Origin of the sequence: Streptomyces sp. NRRL S-1813 (assembly GCF_000719605.1) — a bacterium.
Classification (GTDB): domain Bacteria; phylum Actinomycetota; class Actinomycetes; order Streptomycetales; family Streptomycetaceae; genus Streptomyces; species Streptomyces decoyicus.
The window spans coordinates 55,024-74,441 of the sequence record NZ_JOHB01000013.1 but is presented as its reverse complement, the minus strand read 5'-3'; the positions used below and the strand labels follow the sequence as shown (position 1 = coordinate 74,441).

The 19,418-nt window shown below is 67.2% G+C and carries 20 protein-coding genes; 10 read left to right on the top strand and 10 right to left on the bottom strand.

Features of this window, described 5'->3' with window-relative positions; translation table 11 throughout:
* Nucleotides 1-41: 41 nt before the first annotated feature.
* From IF67_RS0120370 to IF67_RS0120360, 3 genes are all read right to left on the bottom strand, one after another.
* On the bottom strand, nt 42-515 hold the full coding sequence (locus tag IF67_RS0120370) for a hypothetical protein (protein WP_234341199.1): 474 nt from the start codon (nt 513-515) through the stop codon (nt 42-44).
* A 305-nt stretch (nt 516-820) separates the two neighbouring features.
* Nucleotides 821-1,084 (bottom strand): hypothetical protein, encoded by a 264-nt coding sequence (locus IF67_RS0120365; protein ID WP_051818311.1) that lies wholly within the window; start codon nt 1,082-1,084, stop codon nt 821-823.
* A 407-nt stretch (nt 1,085-1,491) separates the two neighbouring features.
* On the bottom strand, nt 1,492-1,944 hold the full coding sequence (locus tag IF67_RS0120360) for a winged helix-turn-helix transcriptional regulator (RefSeq protein ID WP_030987631.1): 453 nt from the start codon (nt 1,942-1,944) through the stop codon (nt 1,492-1,494).
* A 112-nt stretch (nt 1,945-2,056) separates the two neighbouring features.
* Here IF67_RS0120360 and IF67_RS0120355 point away from each other — a divergent pair, with 112 nt between their 5' ends.
* Complete coding sequence (locus IF67_RS0120355; protein ID WP_199812753.1) at nt 2,057-3,322, top strand: MFS transporter; 1,266 nt, start codon at nt 2,057-2,059, stop codon at nt 3,320-3,322.
* Here IF67_RS0120355 and IF67_RS0120350 read toward each other — a convergent pair.
* On the bottom strand, nt 3,264-4,235 hold the full coding sequence (locus IF67_RS0120350; RefSeq protein ID WP_051818308.1) for an alpha/beta fold hydrolase: 972 nt from the start codon (nt 4,233-4,235) through the stop codon (nt 3,264-3,266). The two genes, IF67_RS0120355 and IF67_RS0120350, sit on opposite strands and share 59 nt — an antisense overlap.
* A gap of 123 nt (nt 4,236-4,358) precedes the next feature.
* Here IF67_RS0120350 and IF67_RS0120345 point away from each other — a divergent pair, with 123 nt between their 5' ends.
* Nucleotides 4,359-4,889 carry a PadR family transcriptional regulator gene (locus IF67_RS0120345; RefSeq protein WP_030987628.1) on the top strand — a complete coding sequence of 177 codons (531 nt, stop codon included), beginning with the start codon at nt 4,359-4,361 and terminating at the stop codon, nt 4,887-4,889.
* 141 nt (nt 4,890-5,030) lie between these two features.
* Here the strand turns inward: IF67_RS0120345 and IF67_RS45760 are convergent, their stop codons facing one another.
* Nucleotides 5,031-5,153 carry a hypothetical protein gene (locus IF67_RS45760; protein ID WP_267959221.1) on the bottom strand — a complete coding sequence of 41 codons (123 nt, stop codon included), beginning with the start codon at nt 5,151-5,153 and terminating at the stop codon, nt 5,031-5,033.
* A gap of 576 nt (nt 5,154-5,729) precedes the next feature.
* Complete coding sequence (locus IF67_RS0120335) at nt 5,730-5,912, bottom strand: hypothetical protein (RefSeq protein ID WP_030987626.1); 183 nt, start codon at nt 5,910-5,912, stop codon at nt 5,730-5,732.
* A gap of 176 nt (nt 5,913-6,088) precedes the next feature.
* Between IF67_RS0120335 and IF67_RS0120330 the strand changes: the two genes are divergently transcribed.
* Complete coding sequence (locus IF67_RS0120330) at nt 6,089-6,745, top strand: class I SAM-dependent methyltransferase (RefSeq protein ID WP_030987624.1); 657 nt, start codon at nt 6,089-6,091, stop codon at nt 6,743-6,745.
* A gap of 258 nt (nt 6,746-7,003) precedes the next feature.
* On the opposite strand, the gene IF67_RS0120325 is transcribed toward IF67_RS0120330, so the two are convergent.
* The gene (locus tag IF67_RS0120325; RefSeq protein WP_030987621.1) at nt 7,004-7,414 is read right to left on the bottom strand and encodes a RidA family protein; all 411 of its coding nucleotides are present in this window, start codon (nt 7,412-7,414) and stop codon (nt 7,004-7,006) included.
* 414 nt (nt 7,415-7,828) lie between these two features.
* Here IF67_RS0120325 and IF67_RS0120320 point away from each other — a divergent pair, with 414 nt between their 5' ends.
* On the top strand, nt 7,829-9,301 hold the full coding sequence (locus IF67_RS0120320) for an MFS transporter (protein WP_051818305.1): 1,473 nt from the start codon (nt 7,829-7,831) through the stop codon (nt 9,299-9,301).
* Between the two features lie 286 nt (nt 9,302-9,587).
* Here IF67_RS0120320 and IF67_RS0120315 read toward each other — a convergent pair whose 3' ends face one another.
* Entirely contained in the window at nt 9,588-9,908 is a 321-nt protein-coding gene (locus tag IF67_RS0120315; protein ID WP_030987617.1) for a putative quinol monooxygenase, read from the bottom strand.
* A gap of 100 nt (nt 9,909-10,008) precedes the next feature.
* Between IF67_RS0120315 and IF67_RS0120310 the strand changes: the two genes are divergently transcribed.
* On the top strand, nt 10,009-10,326 hold the full coding sequence (locus IF67_RS0120310) for an ArsR/SmtB family transcription factor (RefSeq protein ID WP_030987615.1): 318 nt from the start codon (nt 10,009-10,011) through the stop codon (nt 10,324-10,326).
* 118 nt (nt 10,327-10,444) lie between these two features.
* On the opposite strand, the gene IF67_RS40375 is transcribed toward IF67_RS0120310, so the two are convergent.
* Nucleotides 10,445-11,332, bottom strand: coding sequence for an SAM-dependent methyltransferase (locus IF67_RS40375; RefSeq protein WP_051818302.1), 888 nt, complete (start codon nt 11,330-11,332; stop codon nt 10,445-10,447).
* A 722-nt stretch (nt 11,333-12,054) separates the two neighbouring features.
* On the opposite strand from IF67_RS40375, the gene IF67_RS0120295 reads away from it, so the two are divergent.
* Nucleotides 12,055-12,609 carry a lytic polysaccharide monooxygenase auxiliary activity family 9 protein gene (locus tag IF67_RS0120295; protein WP_051818300.1) on the top strand — a complete coding sequence of 185 codons (555 nt, stop codon included), beginning with the start codon at nt 12,055-12,057 and terminating at the stop codon, nt 12,607-12,609.
* A 474-nt stretch (nt 12,610-13,083) separates the two neighbouring features.
* Nucleotides 13,084-14,427: an MFS transporter gene (locus tag IF67_RS0120290; RefSeq protein ID WP_063754367.1), complete on the top strand. Its 1,344-nt coding sequence runs from the start codon at nt 13,084-13,086 to the stop codon at nt 14,425-14,427.
* Between the two features lie 175 nt (nt 14,428-14,602).
* On the opposite strand, the gene IF67_RS0120285 is transcribed toward IF67_RS0120290, so the two are convergent.
* Nucleotides 14,603-15,313, bottom strand: a complete 711-nt coding sequence (locus IF67_RS0120285) for a maleylpyruvate isomerase family mycothiol-dependent enzyme (protein ID WP_051818297.1) — start codon at nt 15,311-15,313, stop codon at nt 14,603-14,605.
* Between the two features lie 271 nt (nt 15,314-15,584).
* Here IF67_RS0120285 and sph point away from each other — a divergent pair, with 271 nt between their 5' ends.
* The 3 genes from sph (at nt 15,585) to IF67_RS0120270 (ending at nt 19,415) form a co-directional block, all read left to right on the top strand.
* Nucleotides 15,585-16,544: a sphingomyelin phosphodiesterase gene (gene sph / locus IF67_RS0120280; RefSeq protein ID WP_030987607.1), complete on the top strand. Its 960-nt coding sequence runs from the start codon at nt 15,585-15,587 to the stop codon at nt 16,542-16,544.
* 314 nt (nt 16,545-16,858) lie between these two features.
* Entirely contained in the window at nt 16,859-17,032 is a 174-nt protein-coding gene (locus IF67_RS41690; protein WP_078889519.1) for a CsbD family protein, read from the top strand.
* 688 nt (nt 17,033-17,720) lie between these two features.
* The gene (locus IF67_RS0120270) at nt 17,721-19,415 is read left to right on the top strand and encodes an MFS transporter (protein WP_234341198.1); all 1,695 of its coding nucleotides are present in this window, start codon (nt 17,721-17,723) and stop codon (nt 19,413-19,415) included.
* Nucleotides 19,416-19,418 lie beyond the last annotated feature (3 nt).

Sequence of the window (19,418 nt, the reverse complement as noted above, 5' to 3'; positions counted from 1 at the left end):
GTGGACGACCGCCAGTCCGCCCCGACATCCGAGAACGCTGGTCAGCGGCATCGCCTCACGTCCCATCGAACGCGATGCGCAAACCGCCGCCGGCTCGCACCCGACGCAAGTCGCCCGTTCACATCCGATGCAATGGGAGGCGCTTGGCACATCCGCGTCAGGTCGTGCGCCAAGCCTCCTCCCTCCGGAAAGCAACGGTTGGCGCTCTTGACAGCAGTGGCCGTGCACCAGGTATCGGCGCCGTTCGCGTTGACGAAGAAGAGCCGCCCCACGGTCTTCATGGCGGTGCCCTGCCACGGCTTGGCCTTCGGTCCGGTCGGACCGAGGTCCACGGACTTCCCGACGGCCTTCATACGGGCGGGCGTCCAGTAGGCGAGGGATTCCTGGCGCTCCTTGGCGGTGTAGGTCATGACGGAGACCGGGTCGGCCGAGGCGGCACGGGTCTGGCCGGCCACGGCCGTCGCCGGGATCGGGCCAGCGAGGACGAGGGCCGTACCGACCACGGCGAGCCCCATGCCCCGGCCACCAAGACGCCGGATCAGGGAAGTGGATGTCTCTGACATAGCGGTTGTCTCCTCGAATGGTGCGAGCAGCGGATACGGACTGTCAGCCGCTCTACAGGAGAGGGCATCCGACGTGAGGGGCACGTTCGGAGCTGACGCGTGGGCGGGCCTGGCATGATGCCGGGCACCGGCGAGACTGCCGGTGCCGAACTGCGGCCGTTTCCCCGGGGCGACGCCGCCTTGCCCAGGCCGCAAACGAGTTCGGCCTCGATCGACCACGTCGACAGCCGTTTCGATCTCGGTCGTCCCCGGCTGCATCATCCGCTCGCGGCCGGCCGCACCGTCCGCTCGTGGGTGGTCAGTGGTCCGTACTCGTCGACCAGCTCACGCCAGGTCAGATAGTCCGCGTCCCTCTCGTCGTCGCAGGTGGCGGGGTTGAAGCTGAGCATGTACCAGGTTCCGTTGCCGGTGCGTGTCCACGCCGCTCCCTCGCCGTCGACCACTTCGGGCGGCGCCGGAACGGGCTCTTCCTGGTCGTTCGTCACCGTCAGGCCCTGCCCCTGCTCGGGCTGCTCGCTCATGTCGTTCCCTTCGCCGGTCGGAGTGCCACCGGAGCGTCATGTCCGGTTTGCCGCCGCGGATTTGGCGTGTTGTCCGAGGCGACAACAGTCGCTGGAGGCGGTGCGGGTCCCCCCACCCGGAGCGCGGCCGCGCCAGACCCGAGGAGCGAGCCTGATATCTCCGCCAAGGAGCGGCCGGTCCTGACCGTCTCTCACCCCTCCGAGCTGACCGGCCCACTGGACTCGCGTCGCCTGCCGTGGCCGAGCAGCCCCGGAACGGATACGCAAGGGTGGGGAAGATTGCCTCGAACCGGCGTGACCAGCGCCAGATGTTCGTACGCTGCCTCAGAACTACGGCGAGATGAACCTCGGCAGAGCGGCGTGTCGGCACCCGCACCGGGTCTCCGGCGCAGATCACTGGGTGGAGATCACTGGGTGGAGGTCTTGTGGACGGTGGTGTCGTCGGGGTTCAGCCGTCGACCGTCCGCGGACAGCACTTCCAGTGCGCGGAGGCGATGTCCCTGTCGGCGGTCGACCAACTGTGAGTGTGGTTCGCCGGGGGCGAAGAAGTTCTGTTCGCCCCACTGCCGCAGCGCCACGATGACGGGGAAGAGCGCCTCGCCCTTCGGAGTCAGTACGTACTCGCGGTAGGCGCTGCCGTCCGAGGCAGGGACGGATTCGAGGACACCGCCGGCGACCATAGTGCGCAGTCGCGCGGTGAGGATGTTCTTCGCTACGCCGAGGCTGCGCTGGAACTCCCCGAAGCGCCGGCTTCCGTCGAAGGCGTCCCGCACGATCAGCAGGGACCACCAGTCGCCGATCGCGTCCACCGACCGGGCCACGGGACATTCACTGTCGTCGAAGCGCGTCCTGGTCACCATGGCGTCCCTCACTTCCCTCACTCTCATGATGGTTGCAACATGCTACCAAAAGCAGTTACCGTCACCCTCACCATTGGTAGCAACATGAAACCAGATTCGCGGAGGAGTGCTGATGCCCGGCAACGGTGAGGCTGTGACACGACGGACCGAGGCCCGGAGCCGAGAAGGTTCCGCGTTCGCCCTGTCCCGTGGCGTCGTCATACTGTTCGCCGTCGCCTGCGGGGCCGCGGTGGCCAACGTCTACTTCTCCCAGCCGCTCCTGGTGACCATGGGGCACGATCTCGCCATGAGCCCGGCACTTGTCGGCAGCGTCGTCACCCTCACGCATGTCGGATACGGGCTGGGGCTCTTCTTCCTCGTGCCGCTGGGCGACGTGGCCGACCGCAGACGGCTCATCGTGGCCCAGTTACTGCTGCTGGTGGTGGCGCTGGCCGTGGTAGCGGCCGCCCACACGGCGGCGATCCTGCTCGCGGGCATGGCCGCGACGGGTCTTCTCGCGGTCGTCACGCAGACGCTGGTGGCCTTCGCGGCCTCACTGGCCCCTCCCGCCGGGCGCGGACGGGTCGTCGGTCTGGTCACCAGCGGCGTGGTCATCGGCATCCTGCTCGCCCGCACCGCATCCGGCCTCATGGCCGATCTCGCGGGCTGGCGCTCCGTCTACCTCGCCTCGGCGTCGCTCACCGCGCTGCTCGCCCTGGTCCTGTACCGAGTGCTGCCGCGCCACAGTGACGCTCCGCCGACACCCCTGCGCTACGGACAGCTCCTGCGCTCCACGATCACCCTGTTCACACGGGAACGACTGCTGCGGCTCCGTGCCCTGTTCGGTCTGCTGATCTTCGCCGCCTTCAGCACCCTATGGAGCAGCATCGCGCTGCCGCTCAGCGGTCCCCCGTACTTCCTGCCCCACAGCGCGATCGGGGCGCTGGGGCTGATCGGTGTCGCCGGCGCCCTGGCCGCGACCATGGCGGGCCGCCTGAACGACCGCGGACTCTCCGGACGGACCACCGGCATCGCCCTGGCACTGCTCGCCGCCTCGTGGCTGCCCTTGGCCTTCACCCGCAGCTCGCTCTGGGCGTTGGTGGTCGGGGTGATCCTTCTCGACCTCGCCGTGCAGGCGGTCCATGTCACCAACCAGACTCTGATCTACGCGCTGCACCCGGACGCGGGCAGCCGACTGATCGGCGGATACATGGTCTTCTACTCGATCGGCAGCGCCACCGGCGCCCTCGCCGCGACCTCCCTCTACACGGTGGCGGGCTGGGGCGCCGTATGCACACTGGGTGCCGCGTTCAGCTGCCTCGGGCTCGTGCTGTGGGCGTTCACTCGCCACAGCACCCCGAACCCCGCCGCCAAGGTGACCTCTTGCAGCGAAGTCTGAGCGTTCTACGCAAGCGCGGCATCAGCTCCACTTCGCTCCACGACACACCGGCATCGACTTCACTTCGCTCGACAATGCACTCGACAAAGCACTCGACACCACCTCGCCGGGTGGCCGAATCGTCGTCCACTGGGTCCGTGCGGTCGAGGAATTCCCTTACCGTCGCGCCCAGTTCCGCCTGGTGCGTGATGTAGAAGTCATGGTGCCCGTCGATCGTCACCACTTCTGTGCCAGGCCGGAGACGGACCATCTCCTCTGCGTGCTGGTGCGGGACGAGCGTGCTGCGTCCGCCCCGCACCACCATCAGCGGCTGCTCGGCGGCGGTGAAGTCGTCCCACCAGTCACCTCGGACCGCGACCTTGGCGGCGTGTATCTCCTCCGGCCGCCACAGGAACCGCCAGCCCTCCGGTTCCTCCACCGCGCTCTCGGTGAAGTGCCGGGGCTCGTCCATGAACGCAAGTGCGTCCAGCATCGCCCGCATGCTCGGGAAGTGCGTCGGCAGTGCGCACAGCTGATCGTCGCCGATCGGTGCCCGGTACTCCGCCGGAAAGTCCACCACGACCACGGCCGAGACCAGTTCCTGTCGCCTTGCGGCCAGTTGGTATGCGGTGATGCCGCCGAGCGAGTGTCCGACGATCGCAACGGGGCCGAGTCCCAGGTGTTCGACGAGCGCCGCCGCGTCGGCGATGTAGCCCTCTCGCCCGTAGTCGTCGGGGTGATCGGAGAGGCCGTGGCCGCGCTGGTCGAGGGCGATGAGCCGGTACTCGGGTCCGAGGTGGTCGGCCAGCCCGAGCATGGAGCGGCCACGCCCATAGGCGCCGTGCAGCGCGAGGACGGGGCGGCCGGTGCCGCCCAGGTCGAGGTAGGCGAGCCGTATGCCGTCCGGGGTGCGGAAGTACTGCGTGGTTGCCATCGGTGTCATCGTTGCCATCGTCATGCTTTGACTCTAACAGAGGTATCTCGATTAGAGGTATAGTTGGGAGCGTGACTACTTTGGACAGTCACGACGACCGCGAAGTACGCATTCGGAGGCTCCGTGCTCACCCTCTGCATCCTCGGATTTCTCAACGAGGAACCCCTGCACGCGTACGACCTGCGCGCCCGCATCTCCGGCCTCAGTGGCCATGTGCGCCCCGTGAGCGACGGCGCTCTCTACCCCGCCATCAAGCGCCTGGAAGGCGCCGGGCACCTCACCCGCCACACCGAACCCGGCGAACGCGCCACACCCCGCCAGGTCCTCACCCTTACCGAATCCGGCCGTGCCGAACTCACGCGCCGCCTGCGCGAGCCCGCCGACCTCGAGATCACCGACCGCAACTCCTTCTTCATCCTGCTCGCCTTCCTCGGCCAGCTGCCTGACCCCGCCGACCAGGCCCGCGTCCTGCGCCGCCGCCTCGCCTTCATGGACGAGCCCGGCAGCTACTTCTACGAGGACGGCCGCCCGCTGCGCGTCCGCGACATGACCGACCGTTTCCGCCGCGGCATGCTCCAACTCGCCGACGCCACCAGCAAGGCCGATCGTGCCTGGCTGAAGCGCACCGTCGGAGAGCTGGAAGGTGACTCCTAGTACTCCAGCGCGACGTCGCGATCCACCCGAGGAGGGGCGAGGAGCCGCGCCGCCGGTAGTGGCAGCGGCGGGCGATGGCCTGGTGGCTTCTGCGCCACTCTGACCAGGGCAGCAGTCTCCTCGGGGATGCCTTTGGTGGCTTCAGCAGTGCCCCGAGCAGTGATCGCGGGCGCCGAGACGGGTTCCCACGGTGGGGGTCTTCTCGAAGGCGCCGTAGAGGTAGGCATCCTTCGGGCAACGAGCGCAGATCAAGTGGGTACACATACTCACACCTTGCCGGGTAGCCGCGCCCATCCGTCGCGCTCCCCCGCTGACATACCGTCCCCGTATGCCCGAGGAGACCGCACCAACCAACACCCCCACCGTCCCGAACGAGTCCGGGTCCTCCTCATCCGTCCTCAAGACCCTGGGATGCGGCTGCTCCGCGCTCGTCGTACTCGTTCTGATCGTCCCGCTCGTATGGGCCTCATGGGGGTCGACGGACTTTCCCCGCGCCGCGCCCGAGGACATGGCCGGTCGCGCCTTCCAGCATTCCCAGGAGGCGTATGACCTTGTGGGGTTCAAGCGCACCGTAAGACCAGGTGTGAAGGACATCGGCGTCAGCACGGAGAACACGCTCAGCTCTTCTTCCTGCCACGACGGGGGCCTGACGGGGCTGGAGGACAAGACCGTCGACGGTGCCTACCAGATAAGCCACAGCTGGGCTCTGGACCACGTCCCCGCGAGCCAGGCCGCATCATCGGCCCGTCCGGGGATGACCAGACGCCACCGGCCCTCGGCCCGCACAACGGGACTTGAGAGCGATGCTCAGCCGGCTCGCCAATTCTGTGCCGCATCTCCTCAACCACGGTGTGCGTGTTCGCAGGCGCGGCTGTGCACACGGCTGACGTCTCCGTCCTGGTCCGCGCCTTCCGCCGTGGAGACATCGCCGATCCTGCCGGCGCAGGTCGTCGAGACGATCACTTCCTCGCCGCCTCCCACGCATTCGAGCCGGAGAATCGGCAGATCCAGGGAGGTCGCCACCCCGAGAACCGCTCGCTCGCCCGCTGACCCCAAGTGTGGAGAAGCCCCGCCCACCACTCGCAGCGGCGACAGTCCGCCGGTCCACGCCGACATCGGCCTACCCCACGCACCGCCGACCGGCGGCAGCTTCCTCGATCGAGGTGACGCAGGCACCGGCGACTTGGTGAACTGACGGCATGACGCCACTCTCGCACCGAGTCCTTCGAGCACTCGAGCAGTTCAATGCCGCCCACCCCTGGGACCACAACGCCCACTACCACCGGTGGATACTGCGTCAGCTTCCCCAACGCTTCGACAGTGCCCTGGATATCGGATCCGGCAGCGGCGACCTGGCCCGGCTCTTAACGACACGCGCAAACGAGGTCCGGGGAATCGACTCCGACCCGACGATCGTCTCCCGGGCACAGAGGCTGACTCCTGCGGCAACCCCAGTGACCTTCACGGTCGCAGACGCACTGACCGGGATTCCTGCCAGTTCTTACGACGTCATCACCTGCGTCGCCACCATCCACCATCTGCCCTTCACCGAAGCTCTCACCGTCTTCCGCCGACACCTGGCCCCCGGAGGAACCCTGGTGGTCGTCGGCCTCTCCCGGGCGCAGACTGCCGGTGACTATCTGCTCGGCACCGTCGCCAGCCCGCTCAATGCCGCCACGGGCTGGCTCAAGAACAAGGGCCGCAGGGCACCCCGGCCGGCCTCGATGACCGCCCTGACCCGTCCGGCGGACATGAGCTTTCCCGACATCGTCAGTGAGGCCGAGGACGCCCTGCCCGGCGCACGGCTGCGCCGTCGGCTGTTCTGGCGCTACACCCTCGTATGGCATCGCCATTGAGCGGACCCCGGACCGCCCTGCCCGCCCGCCCGCCCGCCCGCCGGACAGAACAAGTCGAGTGTCTCAGCGGGGGCGCGTCGACGGGGCCGGGCTCCCCGTAGAAGTCCCACCCGCGGCGCCGTCCGGTCAGTCACGACGCCACGTTCCACAAAGAACGCAGCACGGTCGAACGCAGCACCGACGAGATCGATGAATGGCGGGCCTCCGCCGTGAAGGCGCCCACGGCGGCGTTCGGCCGCCATTGCGTGACCGTGGGTCTCAAGAATCGAGCACGGCGGCGACGGCCTCGATCTCGACGAGCTGATCCTCGTAGCCGAGGACGGTGACGCCCATCAAAGTGCTGGGGACGTCATGGTCAGCGAACGAGTCCCGGACGACCTGCCAGGCAGTCACCAGGTCCTCCCGCCGAGAAGATGCCACAAGCACCCTCGTGCTGATGACGTCCTGGAGTGACGCGCCGGAGGCAGCGAGAGCAGCCTGCATGTTCTCGACGGCTTTCCTGGCCTGCCCCGCGTAGTCCCCGATCGCTGCCGTGGAGCCGTCATCGTTCAGCGGACACGCCCCGGCGAGGAATATCAGGCGTGACTCGGCGGGCGCCGTCGCCGCGTAGGCGTACTCGGCGATGTCGGACAGGGATGCGGAGCGGATCAAGGTGATGGAACGAGCCATGGTGTCGTCGAGCCCTTCGCGTCGGGTGCTGAACTCGGACATCCTGCCAACGCCCCGCTGCTTCCCGCCCTCCCTTTTCTTCGCCGCCCCGACGGCATGCCGTCATTTCTGCCTGACATGCACGAGATGCACAGGGTTCACGAGATGCACGAGATGCACGAGCCGCATGGTCACCAGTTGACTCCGGGCCTCGTCGACAAGCGCTGCTCATCGACAGGTGCAACAACACAGCCGGGCGTCGGCATCGCCACGCGTCCGGGTGGCGCGCCGTGATGACTGGACGCCGTATCGCGTTCTCATCGTTGACGAGCAGCGTCCCCTTCGAGCCGGTGAGCCGTCACATCTGACCTCAGGGGCATAGTGATACATTCCTGCCCGTAACAGACTGGCTAGGCTCCGCCGGGGAGTGCTGCTGTGGCATCTGTCGGAGCGTCTCCGCAACGCGGCTTCGGCTGGAATCGTGAGACAGCGACACTCGCGCTGCTGTCGTTCGCCATGCTGGTCGTCTCGCTCGACCAGTACATCGTCGTAGTGGCGCTGCCCGACATCGCGCGCGACCTGGGCTACTCCGCGCAGACACTCCAGTCGGTGATCAGTGCCTACGCCGTCGCCTCCGCGGGTTTTCTGCTGTTCGGTGGACGCGCCGCAGACCTCATCGGGCCACGCCGGGTCCTGGCCAGCGGCCTTGTCCTCTACGCCGGAGCAGCGTTTGCGGGCGGACTGGCGACCGGGCCGGGGATGCTTCTTGCTGCTCGCGCGGTTCAAGGCCTCGGTGGCGCGCTGGTCTTCCCCACCACGCTGGCGCTCATCAACGTCACGTTCGTCGAAGGCCGGGTACGTAACCGCGCACTGGGAATCTGGGGCGGCGCCGGGGCGGCCGGGCTGGTGATCGGCGTGCTCCTCGGGGGACTGCTGACTCGTGCCTTCGGCTGGGAAGCGGTGTTCCTGGTCAATGTCGCTTTGGCAGGACCTGCCCTGCTCCTCGCGTTCGTGCTGATCCCCAAGGACCGACAGCGCGACCGAGGGCGTAAGTTCGACCTGCCCGGTGCGCTCAGCGTCACCCTCGGGGTCACGTTGATCGTGGTTGCACTGGTTCAGGGGCCGGGACTGGGTTGGCTCTCGCCCGGCATCCTCTTCAGCGCGGCGGCGGGGCTCCTGCTGTTGGGAGTTTTCGTGCTCATCGAGCGGAACAGCAGCGACCCGCTCGTACCGCCGCGGCTGCTCGCCAACCGCAGCCTCATCACGAGCCTCGTCATCGCGTTCATGTTCATGGCGACATTCGGCTCCGTGCTGTACTTCCTCTCGGTCTACTTCCAAGAGGTTCTCGGCTACAACGCCTTGGAAACCGGCGCCGGCTTCCTGATCCCGACAGCGATTGTCGTCGCAGGGTCGACAACAGCCGGCCAGATGGTGACGCGATGTGGTCTCAAGCGCACACTGCTCGGCGCTCTCGCCATCGGTGCGGTGGGCGCCGTCCTGCTCGGTTTGGCGATCTCCCCGGACGGTTCGTACACCTCGCTGATCCCGGGGCTCGTCGCGCTGAGTATCGGTGACGGGATCGTGTTCACCAGCATGTTCATCGCCGCCGGAACCGGTGTGTCCGACCGTGAGCAGGGCATCGCCTCAGGGATCGCCTCTACCGGCGCGGGGATGGGTGCCGCTGTGGGCCTCGCCATCCTGGTGCTTGTGGCGACAGCCGGCCTTGGTGATCTGACCGGAGAGCAGTTGCAGGACGAGACGGCACACGGGATCAGCACCACGCTGTTCGTGGTGGCAGCGGGGATCGCGTTGACCTTCCTCGTCGCCCTGTCCCGGCGTGAGACAACAGCCGAAGCGGAACCGGTGCCAGTGCCAGTGCCAGTACCTTGCCAAGGCCGTCGTTGCTGACGGCTGTTCGTCCCCCACGGTTCGTCCCCCACCGCCACTCTGCCCGACCTGGGACTCATCACCCAAGCAGCCCTGCGCATCCGGCTCCGCTCGTGACGGATCGAGCACGCCCTGGCCGGATGCCGGAAGGCTCCTTTCCTCACGGCTCGGCTCGGCTCGGCTCGGCTCGGCTCGCGGAACCTTGCCTGTCCCGTCCAGCCGGGCCTCTTCCGCTTCCCGCGGCAGGGCCGTGCCGGCTGAGATGTTCACGGCCGGCACGGTGCCACAGAGTTGTCAGAGTCAGCGGTCAGGTGCGGGCGGCAGGCTCGTACGGGCTGTGCATGGTGAGGAAGGTGATGTCGAGGTCGGATTTCAGGTAGTCCATGCGCTGCTCCCAGAAGGCCTGCATGTGCGGGAGGGCCAGGTGGGCGTCGAGGTCGGCCTGGGAGCGCCATGCCTCGTAGAAGACGAAGACACCGGGTTCATCGCGGTCCTCGTGGAAGTGGTACTCCAGGCAGCCGGGCTCCTGCCGGGTGGGCTCGACGAACGAGAGCAGGAGCTGTTTCAGCTCTGCGGCGCGTTCGGGCTTGGGGTGAGCGGTGCCGACGAGGGTGAGCGGCTGAGTCATGGGAGTTCTCTCTTCGATGGGTACGATGAGTCTCGTACCTTCACGACGCTAGCGAGTCCAAAGGTACGATGCAAGCCATACCTAGGATGGAGGTGCTCTGATGCCCGACGACGAAGGCCATCCGGCCGTCGAGGAGATCGAGCTCGGCTCGGTGCTCGCCGCGCTGGCGGACCCCCTGCGCCGCCGGGTGGTGCGTGCACTGGCGGCCGAGCCCGACGGCACGGCCCGCACGTGCAGTTCCTTCGCGCTACCGGTCTCCAAAGCGACGGTCACGCACCACTTCCGGACTCTGCGCGAAGCCGGGCTGGTCAGGCAGGTCTCCCGAGGCAACAGCCGAATGGCGAGCCTGCGCCGGGCTGACCTCGAGCGGCGGTTTCCCGGATTGCTGGCCATCGTGGCAGCCGAGCCGGAGGAATGACCCCGGGAGCAGGCCGGTCGCCGATCCGGGCCTGCATCCGTCATTACCGGCATGAGCGCGGTTGTCGTTGGCCCGATCCGGCCCCGCCCGAGGTCGGGAATTCCCCACCCCCCGGGCCCTACCGGCGCTTCTCCCCGCTCACCATCACGTACCCCATCTTGTCCCGGCACAGGGTCAGGATGCGTGGATAGATCACGTCGAGCTGGGCCATCGCTTCGCTTCCCACCAGCTCTGCGATCTGGTTGCGCCTGGCGGCGAACAGGCTCGGGATCAGGTCGTAGGTGGGTTTGAATTCGATGGACATATCACGGGAGTTGCGGATGATGAAGTCGGCCTCCTCGAGCATGTCGGAGTAGCGCGCGGCCTCGACGGGGAGCCGGGAGAGGGCGAACGCGGCCCGGAACAGGCCGAGCTCCTCCTGCGTGAAAGGCACAGCCTCGTAGCAGTCCGCCAGGACGAACCGACCCCCGGGCCGCAGCACGCGCCACACCTCACGGATCGCAGCGGGCCGGTCGGAGAAGTGGGCGAACGACTCGATCGCCCATACCGCGTCGAACGATTCGGACGGCTGGGGCAGGTCCATGGCATCCGCCCGCGCAAAGGTGACGCGTTCGGACAGGCCGGCCCGCAGCGCGCGGACGCGCCCCGCCTGCGTCTGCGCGCCGCTGATGGTGACGCCGAGCACCCTGCCGCCCGACCGTTCAGCGATCCGCACGGTGGGTCGGCCGGTGCCGCAGCCGATATCCAGCATCTGCTGCCCCGGGAGCAGTCCGATCTCGTCGATGAGGGTGTCCGTCCAGGCGTCCTGGGCCTGGGTCAGCTCCTTCCACATTGCGTCGGCCGTCAGCCCTCCGATGGCTTCACGCATGCCATCGGCCCACATCCCCAGGTGCATGCTGTCGCCCATGGTGAGTGCGTACAGGTCCCCGAAGCGGTCGTACCAATCGCCGACATCCTGTGCCGAGGGGTCGTGTGCCGAGGGGTCGTGTGTCGAGAGGTCGGCCATCTCCAGCTCCTTGCTGTCGTTGGGGGCTGCACGACTGTGGTGGGATTCCTGAGCAGACCGGTCAAGTTGCCGTTCCCCACGTCGCACCTCCTTCGAACTGGGGCGAACCCGACGGCGCTCACAGTCGGACAAGGCGCCGAGCGGACACCCCCGGACCGGTACTGCCCAGCCGGCAACCTCCATCACCTCTGCGGACAGCGCGCTTTGACGCATTCACCCGCCCATGGAGTGCGCGGCGCACGCCCGCCACAGGTCGCAGCCGGCCGCCCCTTCCCGGTCCAGAGGCACCCCCGCCGATACGGAGTCGCCGATCGCCACCAGTCAGCAGCCGCGCCATACACCCCCCTCCTTGGCCACCCGCCCAGCGCATCAAGCCGGCCCGCCATCGACGCGAGCACAGACGGCAGCCCGTATGCCATCCCTCGGGCCGCCCCCTTTTGCCCCCCTGCTCGGCCTCCAACAACGCCGCGGCTGGTGCGCCGACGGGCCGACACGCCGACGGCAGCAGGAGGCGCGCGGCCGACGGCGACGCCTCCCGCTTGCGGCAGATTCCCCTTGGACCCACCGCCTATCCGGTGAATGGGTCCAGGTCGTGTAACCGACTCAGTGGCGTAAGTGCATTCAGTAATCAATTAGCTACTCTGCGCACACAGGGTGCCGACGTGGCGCCCGAGCTCGTCGCTAAGGAGAGAGCTGTGGAACGAGAAGCGCGACACGGAACCGTGACCAGGCCCGAGTCCAGGGCCCAACTCCACCTCGCGGACTGGCAGGCTGCCGGCCTGGAGGCCGGGAAGTTCTTCCCCGCGACGGAATCCGGCCTCACGGACCCCTACGCGCCGGACGACGTCCCCAACTTCGAGCCGCCCCAGGACGGCCGGATCGCCAGCGCCGGGAAGGACTTCGCCGCCAAGCTCGACGAGCCGGACGCGCAGCAGGACTGGCGCAAGCACCCGGTGTCCGCCGGCAAGGCGCTGGACATCACCTGGCACTACCACGCGGAGCACAAGACACGCCGCTGGAACTACTTCCTCACCAAGAGTGGCTGGGACCCGGGAGCGCGCCTGACGCGGACACAGTTCGACCTGGAGCCGATCGCCACTTACCAGAACAGCGGCCAGCCGTACTGGAACGCCGAAGACCTCCTCCCGGAGAACCCGACCGTCCACAGCATCACACTGCCCGGTGACCGCCACGGGTACCACGTGCTCCTGTCGGTGTGGGAAGTCGCCGACACCGGCAACGCCTTCTACCAGGTCATCGACCTCAACATCAGCTGACCCGCACACGCGCCTGAGGCTGGTTACCGGCGCCCCGTCACCTTCATCGGTGACGGGGCGCCGCCATGGACTGATGCGGCTGAGGCCAGGCTCTCGGATGGCATCGGATGGCTCAGGCCGCTGCACCACAAAGGGGAGCGACTATCCCTCGATATCGACTGCGAGTCTCGCTCCACAACCATGACTGAGGTCAACCCGGGTGGCCCCCGGAAACAGCACCACCAGCGCAAGGGACGTCGAGCCGGTGCACATCGGCGTGCTACCCGCCGACCTGACACCGCACTGCGGTCCTTTCCCCTGAGCAGCAGAAGCCGTCCTCTGGACGGGAGCATGCGGGACTGCCAGAGTGAAGACATGTTCTTCCCCCGTGCCTAGGCCGACTACGACCGCGGAGCTCCTACACCGCCGCGGTCATAGGCATGCCTACTCACTACAGCGCCCCGATGAAGCGCTCTCTCACGGGAAGAACCTTCGATGGCCTCGTCCTCGTCCCATGCCCCCAGCTATGCCGCCGTACTGCGTGAGCCACACGTGCTGCGCACCTTCGCCCCGGCGCTCGTCGCCCGCTTCTCCTACGGCATCGTCTTCGTCTCACTCGCCGTCGCCCTCACCCAGGCCACCGGGTCCTATGCGTGGGCGGGCGGCGCCCTCGCCCTCTTCGGAGCGAGTACCGCCTTCCTGGCGCCCCTCCGGGCCCGGCTGATCGACCGCCGCGGACCACGGCGAGTCCTCCCCACCATGGCCGCGGTGTACACGCTTCTGCTGGCAGCCCTCACTGCCGCAACCTGGGCGGCCGGCGTCCCGAGGTGGCTGCTGATGCTCCTCACGGGTGCGGCGGGAGCCTGCGCGCCGCCGCTCGGGCCCGTCATGCGGGCGGCGTGGAGCACGCTCCTGCCGGACCCTGCGCTGCGCCGGCGGGCCTTCTCGCTGGACACGGTCGCTGAAGAACTCCTCTATGTCAGCGGCCCGCTGGCGGCAGGAGTGTTCATCGCCGTCGGCCACCCGGCGATCGGCGTGGGAGTCAGCGCCGGTCTGCTGTTGAGCGGGACGCTGGTCATGGTGGGGTCGCCTGCCATGTGCGCCCCTGACCCGGGCGTCGCCGCCGGGGCTCGGCCTACGGGTGTGTCCCGGGGGTGGTGGAGGGGCTTGCGCGGCAACGCCCTGCTGGAGGCCGTCGTGGTGACGGCCGGCGTCGGCATGTGCCTGGGGGCTCTCAGCCTGCTGCTCGTCGCCTTCTCCGAACGGCAGAAGGCGTTGGCCGCTGTCGCGTGGCTCGAGGCCGCACTGGCAGTCGGCAGCGCAGTCGGGGGGCTGGCATACGGGGCACGTGCGTGGCGGGTGCCGGGCCGCATCCGGCTGCCGCTCCTCGCGCTGGCACTCGGGCTCGTCCTGTCCGTCGCCGGCATTTCGCCGAACCTGTGGGTGCTCGCGCTCGTGGTGTGCGCCGCCGGGGCGTGTGTGGCGCCCGCGCTGACCACCGCGTATCTCGTCGCTGACGAATGCGCTGACACCAGCAGCCGCACCCGGGCCGGTACGTGGGTGAACAGCGCCTTCAACGCCGGGGCGTCGGGAGGCACCGCCCTCACCGGGCTCACGGTGGATCTGCTGCCGCTCTGGTGCTGCTTCGTCGTGGCGACGCTGCCGGCCGTGCTGAGCGGGATCGCGGTTCTGGCACGTACGCCCCTCCCCCGACCACGGCTGGTGGGTCGACGGGAGCCAGTTGTCTTGCGCAACGACGCGGAAGGTGAGTCCCGGAGCGGCGTCGGCCGTGCGGAACACGATGCTCGAGGAGCGTCGGAAGGAGCCGGTTCTGCGTAGACCTCGCGGACACCCGACTTGTACGTATGGAACCTACCGCCCGGCTGACGGGGCGGACGTTGGTGGTCGGCAAGTGGTGGTCGTGGGGTCGTGGAGGGCGAAGCCCCGGATGGAACAGAGCAGCGCCCCAGCTCAGCTTCCGAAGAAACGGGGAACCGCCTCGGACTCCGGTTCGTCACCGATCTCGTGAGTGATAGTGATCAGCACATCGACATCCAGATCGACATCGCCGAATTCGTGAGTGATCTCGGCAGCACCCTTCACAGCCGAGGAGGTCGGCCTGGGTGCCCCTGATGGTCGGCCCTCCAGTGCCCAGTTCATGGGTCAGGCCGGTGTCCGTCGCTTCGATGCGCAGAGGCGGGATGCCTTCGCGCCGGCGCTGTGCGTCGACGAGGTCGTCGATGATCAAGCGGGCGGTCGGCGGCGGCACATCGGCGAATCCATAGCCGACCGCCAAGTCCGCGTGATGGACTTCGAGTTCGCGCAGGCGGGTGGACGCCAGGGCATCCGGCATACGCAGTTCACCTGTGCGCATGCGGACTTCAAAGCTCCACGCCGCGTCCGGCAAGGAGCGCACGGCGTCATCGAAGCGCTCGGCGCTCGCCACGACATCGGCCACCAACTCGTGGACCGGGCGCCGGGCACCGGACTCGATCTCCGCGGCCCGTGCGTCCATGCTGGCGTACTGCGGCGTCTCCACACCGGTCCGGGCCCAGGTCAGCAGCCGACAGAGACTGTCGGCCGCGCGTGCCACATGAGTGATCACATGGCCACGTGTCCATGGCGGCACCAGCGTCTCTCCGCCGACCTCCGTGTCGTTGAGCGCTTTGACGGTCTGTACCAATCGGTCCGTGGACGCGGCGATCGGGACCAGCACCCCGGCCATATGCATCCCAGTCATATGCATCCCAGCCCTCACATACCTGCCTGATGCGGCGACCCACACCAAGCCGAATCCGCAATATGGAAATCAACATCCGTATAGCGATAGCATCGTGGATGGCAGGCCGCCCCTCAAGGGCGTCAACCGGCCCCTGAGGTGCGCCACATCCCTCAATGTTGCACTTTGAGTGAAGCTTGCTCATGACGCGTCCTGACCAGGGGTCCAGTGTGTCTGGAGTGCATACCTGTGCACCTGTCACCTCGAGGGGACTCGCATGAAACTCCGTGTCACCGCCCTGCTCGTGGTCTCGGCCGTCCTGGCCGGCGTCACATCCGTCCCGGCACGTGCTGTCGCACCGGGAAGCGAAGCCACAGGGAGCGTTCCTCAACTCAAGGCGCTCACCACGAACACCATGTTGTTGCCTTCCTTCATCACTGATGGCTGGGCCCAGGATGAGCGAGGTGCGCTCATCGGCTCGGCCCCGTATGTCGCCGGCAATGACGTTGTCGTATTCCAAGAGCTCTTCGACAACAGTGCCTCCGACATCCTGATGGCGCGTCTGAAAGGCTACCCCTACAGAACTCCTGTGGTGGGCCGGTCGACGGATGGCTGGCATCAGACCCTCGGCGACTACTCGTCCCTGCCGTATGAGGACGGTGGCGTCGCCATCGCCAGCCGGTGGCCCATTACGCGCCAGATCCAGTACATATATGACGACGCCTGCGGCGCGGACTCTTTGTCCGAGAAGGGATTCGCCTACGCCCGGCTCAATGTGAACGGCGCGCCCGTGCATGTGCTCGGTACCCATCTACAGGCAAACGATGACGGGTGCGACGACGGTGAGGCGGCCCGGACACGCACGTCCCAGCTCAAGGAGATGCGCCATTTCGTCGATGGCCTCAAGATTCCCGCAGGCGAGCCGGTCATCTTCGCCGGGGATATGAACATCGACCGCTACGGCCGTGAGTACGCCGGACTTCTCAGAAGCCTCGGTGCCGCGGCACCATGCTATGAGGGCCATCCGTACACGAGCGATCCCGCGACCAACGCCCTGACGAGGGAGAGGTACCCCGACTCTCCGCGGGAATGGCTCGACTATGTCCTGTACGACAACAGGCACGCGCGGCCTACCGCCTGGCGCAACACGGGCCAGGTCGTCTCGTCGCCGCCCTGGGAACTCGACGACACAACCTACACCCGCTACTCGGACCACTACCCGGTACTGGGCTTCTAGCCCTAGCCGTCCCGCAAGGTCGCCTCGAGGGCGGGGAACCCCGAAGCGGGAATTCTCTTCAACTATCGTCACGCCCGATGCTCATCGACCGACCACCCGAGAGCGCGCCGTCGCGCTTCCCCCGTCGATCAGAACTGACAGGATTCATCCGCCGCACAACGGATACAAGCACGGGTACGACGGCCCGGGGGACCTGGTCAGCAGAGAAAGCCTCCCGCCGGCTGCGCCCCGGACCGCCCCCTGAACGTCCTGTTGTTTCCCAGGATTTCACCGGGGCACGAGAGCGGTCAGACCACCTACGAAAGGACCTCATGATGAGTGCCGACGAAAAGGCCAAGGCCAAGACCGAGCAGGTCGCCGGAAAGGCAGAGAAGGCTGCGGGCCGAGCCGTGGGAAATGAGCGTATGGAAGCCGAAGGCTCGGCCAAGGAGTCCAAGGGGGATCTGCGGGGTGCCAAGGAGAAGGCCAAGGACGCCTTCAAGGACTGACATCTGGGACTTACATCTGTGGTTGATATCTGTGACTGATATCTGTCACGCGTGATGTGCGCGGAACCGCTATCCCCCGGTTGCGGTTCCGCGCACGTCATGTCTGACAGGAATCACCTGGAATGCCCAGCGCCTCTCTTGGCTCGCTTGCCTCCCCGGCTCCCCGGCTCCCTGGCTCCCCGGCTTCCTGGCTGCCTGGCTGCCTGACGAAGGAGGGCCCGCATTCAGCGCTTTCGCCGACTCCACTTCGTCCGCGACACCACCTTCGCCGAGGACACCCCCAAGGTCCACACCGGACACGGCGGGGACGACATGGCCACACTCCGCAGCATCGCGATCAACTTGTCGCGAGCGGCGGGGCCATACGAACGTCGCGGCCGCCCTCGGAGAGATGCCCTACGAGCCCTTCAGTCGGCTGCTGGGCCTCCCCGACCTCGCCTGACCTGGCCAGGCCTGCACCAGCCAAAGGACCAATGAATTCGCAACAACCCTGCCCTAAGGGCTGATGACATGCGAGGTTAAACAACAAGCTCAGCAATTGACAGGGGCGTGACGATATGCCCCCGGAGACCGCTAAAACCAGCAGTTAGTTCACGGGCACTCAGAATTGACACGGGTGTGAGGATATGCCCTCGGCGACTCGCCAAATCCGCCAGTCAGTTCATGGGTAATCAGAATTGACAGAGGCGTGACGATTGCCTATGGTCCCATCGCATCAGGTTTTCACCGATCGCACCCGAAGGTATTCATGACCACGTCCCCGACGTTGCCGAAGTTCAGGCAGCAGTTAATCCTTGCCGTTCTCATGTTGTGCTCGCTGCTGATCTGGCTGGACAACACCGTTCTGAGTACCACCTTGGAGACCCTCGCAGACCCGGTCCGTGGACTGGATGCCGGCCCGGCCGAGCTTCAATGGGCCACCGGCTCGTACACCCTGGCCTTCGCCACCTTGATGTTCACCGCAGGCGCACTGGGCGATCGCTTCGGTCACCGGACTGTGCTCGCAACTGGATTGGTGGTCTTCGCCGGGTCCTCGGTGTGGGCGGCGTACGCAAGCGACGCAGGCCAACTGATTGCCGCTCGAGCCGCGATGGGAGTGGGCAGCGCGCTGATCATGCCCGCCAACTTGGCCATCCTTATGTGGACCTTCACCGGCCCCGCGCGGGCAACCGCGATCGCCATTTCCTCGACATCCGCCGGTGCCGGAATGGCTGTAGGCCCGGTGTTGGCAGGGTTGCTTCTCGACCATTTCTGGTGGGGCTCGGTCTTTCTGGTCAATGTCCCGGTCGTGGCGCTGGCGTTGGTCGGGATCGCCATGCTGGTCCCGAATTTCCGTAGCCCCATCCCGCGGCTGCTGGACCCGGCCGGGATGTTGCTGTCGATCAGCGGGCTCGCGGCGTTGGCCTACGGGCTGATCCGTGCGGGGCAGGTGGCCGCCTGGAGTCGTACCGATGTCTGGGCGCCGATCGCGGTCGGGCTGGTCATGCTGGCCGCTTTCGTACTCGTCGAACTGCGCATCAAGGTGCCCAGCTTTGATCCCCGTCTGCTCGTGCAACGTACATTCGCCGGCGGCAACGCGGCGCTCGGATTGCTCCTCTTCGCGATAGCCGCCGTCACCTTCTATCACGCGTTCTACATGCAGGGAGCACGCGGCTTTTCGCCGGTCGAGGCGGGCCTGGCCAGTCTCCCGACCGCGCTCGGTGCGATCCTGGGGGCGCCCCTCGGCGCGCGTCTGGTTCGCCGTTGGTCGCTACGCCCTGTCACCGCACCAGCGCTCACCGTGGCGGCGCTGACCATGGGCGCCTACGGGCTCCTCGGACTGCACACCCCACTCCTCTGGATCGAGATCCTGTTGTTGGTCCAGGGCCTCTCCATCGGCATGGTGATCGGCCCGGTGACGGCAGCATTGATCAGCTCCCTGCCGTTGGAGCGGGCCGGCGCCGGGGCGGCCGTCACCAACACCGTGCGACAGACCGGCAGCGTGATCGGGATCGCGGTTGGCGGCACGATCATGTCGATCGTTTATCGGGGCACGATCGAATCCTCGCTGAGCGATATACCCGGGCCTGCGCAGGACCGGGCGCGGGTATCCGCCGAACAGGCCCGGCATGTCGCCACCACGCTCCACCGACCCGCTCTTGCGCACGCTGCCGATGATGCATTCCTTCATGCTCTGCACGTCGGCGCCGCCTGGATCATGCTCGTCGCACTCTTCGGAGCAGCTGTGCTGGTGATTGCCTTGCGTCCTGTCGGAAAGCCCACGGGACGGGTGCGGGAGCCGGACTACGATCGGGTAGGAAGCCACTCCGTGACCGGGGCGACCTCCCATTCCGGGGCCGATAGCCAACCCGCTTATGAGGGCGATGACGTGGGCGGCCACTGACAC

Bases quoted from the DNA above. Each gene is read 5' to 3' on its own strand.
- IF67_RS0120370 (WP_234341199.1), bottom strand. From the start codon at position 515: ATGGGGCTCGCCGTGGTCGGTACGGCCCTCGTCCTCGCTGGCCCGATC.
- IF67_RS0120365 (WP_051818311.1), bottom strand. From the start codon at position 1,084: ATGAGCGAGCAGCCCGAGCAGGGGCAGGGCCTGACGGTGACGAACGAC.
- IF67_RS0120360 (WP_030987631.1), bottom strand. From the start codon at position 1,944: ATGGTGACCAGGACGCGCTTCGACGACAGTGAATGTCCCGTGGCCCGG.
- IF67_RS0120355 (WP_199812753.1), top strand. From the start codon at position 2,057: ATGCCCGGCAACGGTGAGGCTGTGACACGACGGACCGAGGCCCGGAGC.
- IF67_RS0120350 (WP_051818308.1), bottom strand. From the start codon at position 4,235: ATGGCAACCACGCAGTACTTCCGCACCCCGGACGGCATACGGCTCGCC.
- IF67_RS45760 (WP_267959221.1), bottom strand. From the start codon at position 5,153: ATGTGTACCCACTTGATCTGCGCTCGTTGCCCGAAGGATGCCTACCTC.
- IF67_RS0120330 (WP_030987624.1), top strand. From the start codon at position 6,089: ATGACGCCACTCTCGCACCGAGTCCTTCGAGCACTCGAGCAGTTCAAT.
- IF67_RS0120325 (WP_030987621.1), bottom strand. From the start codon at position 7,414: ATGGCTCGTTCCATCACCTTGATCCGCTCCGCATCCCTGTCCGACATC.
- IF67_RS0120315 (WP_030987617.1), bottom strand. From the start codon at position 9,908: ATGACTCAGCCGCTCACCCTCGTCGGCACCGCTCACCCCAAGCCCGAA.
- IF67_RS0120310 (WP_030987615.1), top strand. From the start codon at position 10,009: ATGCCCGACGACGAAGGCCATCCGGCCGTCGAGGAGATCGAGCTCGGC.
- IF67_RS40375 (WP_051818302.1), bottom strand. From the start codon at position 11,332: ATGGCCGACCTCTCGACACACGACCCCTCGGCACACGACCCCTCGGCA.
- IF67_RS0120290 (WP_063754367.1), top strand. From the start codon at position 13,084: ATGGCCTCGTCCTCGTCCCATGCCCCCAGCTATGCCGCCGTACTGCGT.
- IF67_RS0120285 (WP_051818297.1), bottom strand. From the start codon at position 15,313: ATGGCCGGGGTGCTGGTCCCGATCGCCGCGTCCACGGACCGATTGGTA.
- sph (WP_030987607.1), top strand. From the start codon at position 15,585: ATGAAACTCCGTGTCACCGCCCTGCTCGTGGTCTCGGCCGTCCTGGCC.
- IF67_RS41690 (WP_078889519.1), top strand. From the start codon at position 16,859: ATGAGTGCCGACGAAAAGGCCAAGGCCAAGACCGAGCAGGTCGCCGGA.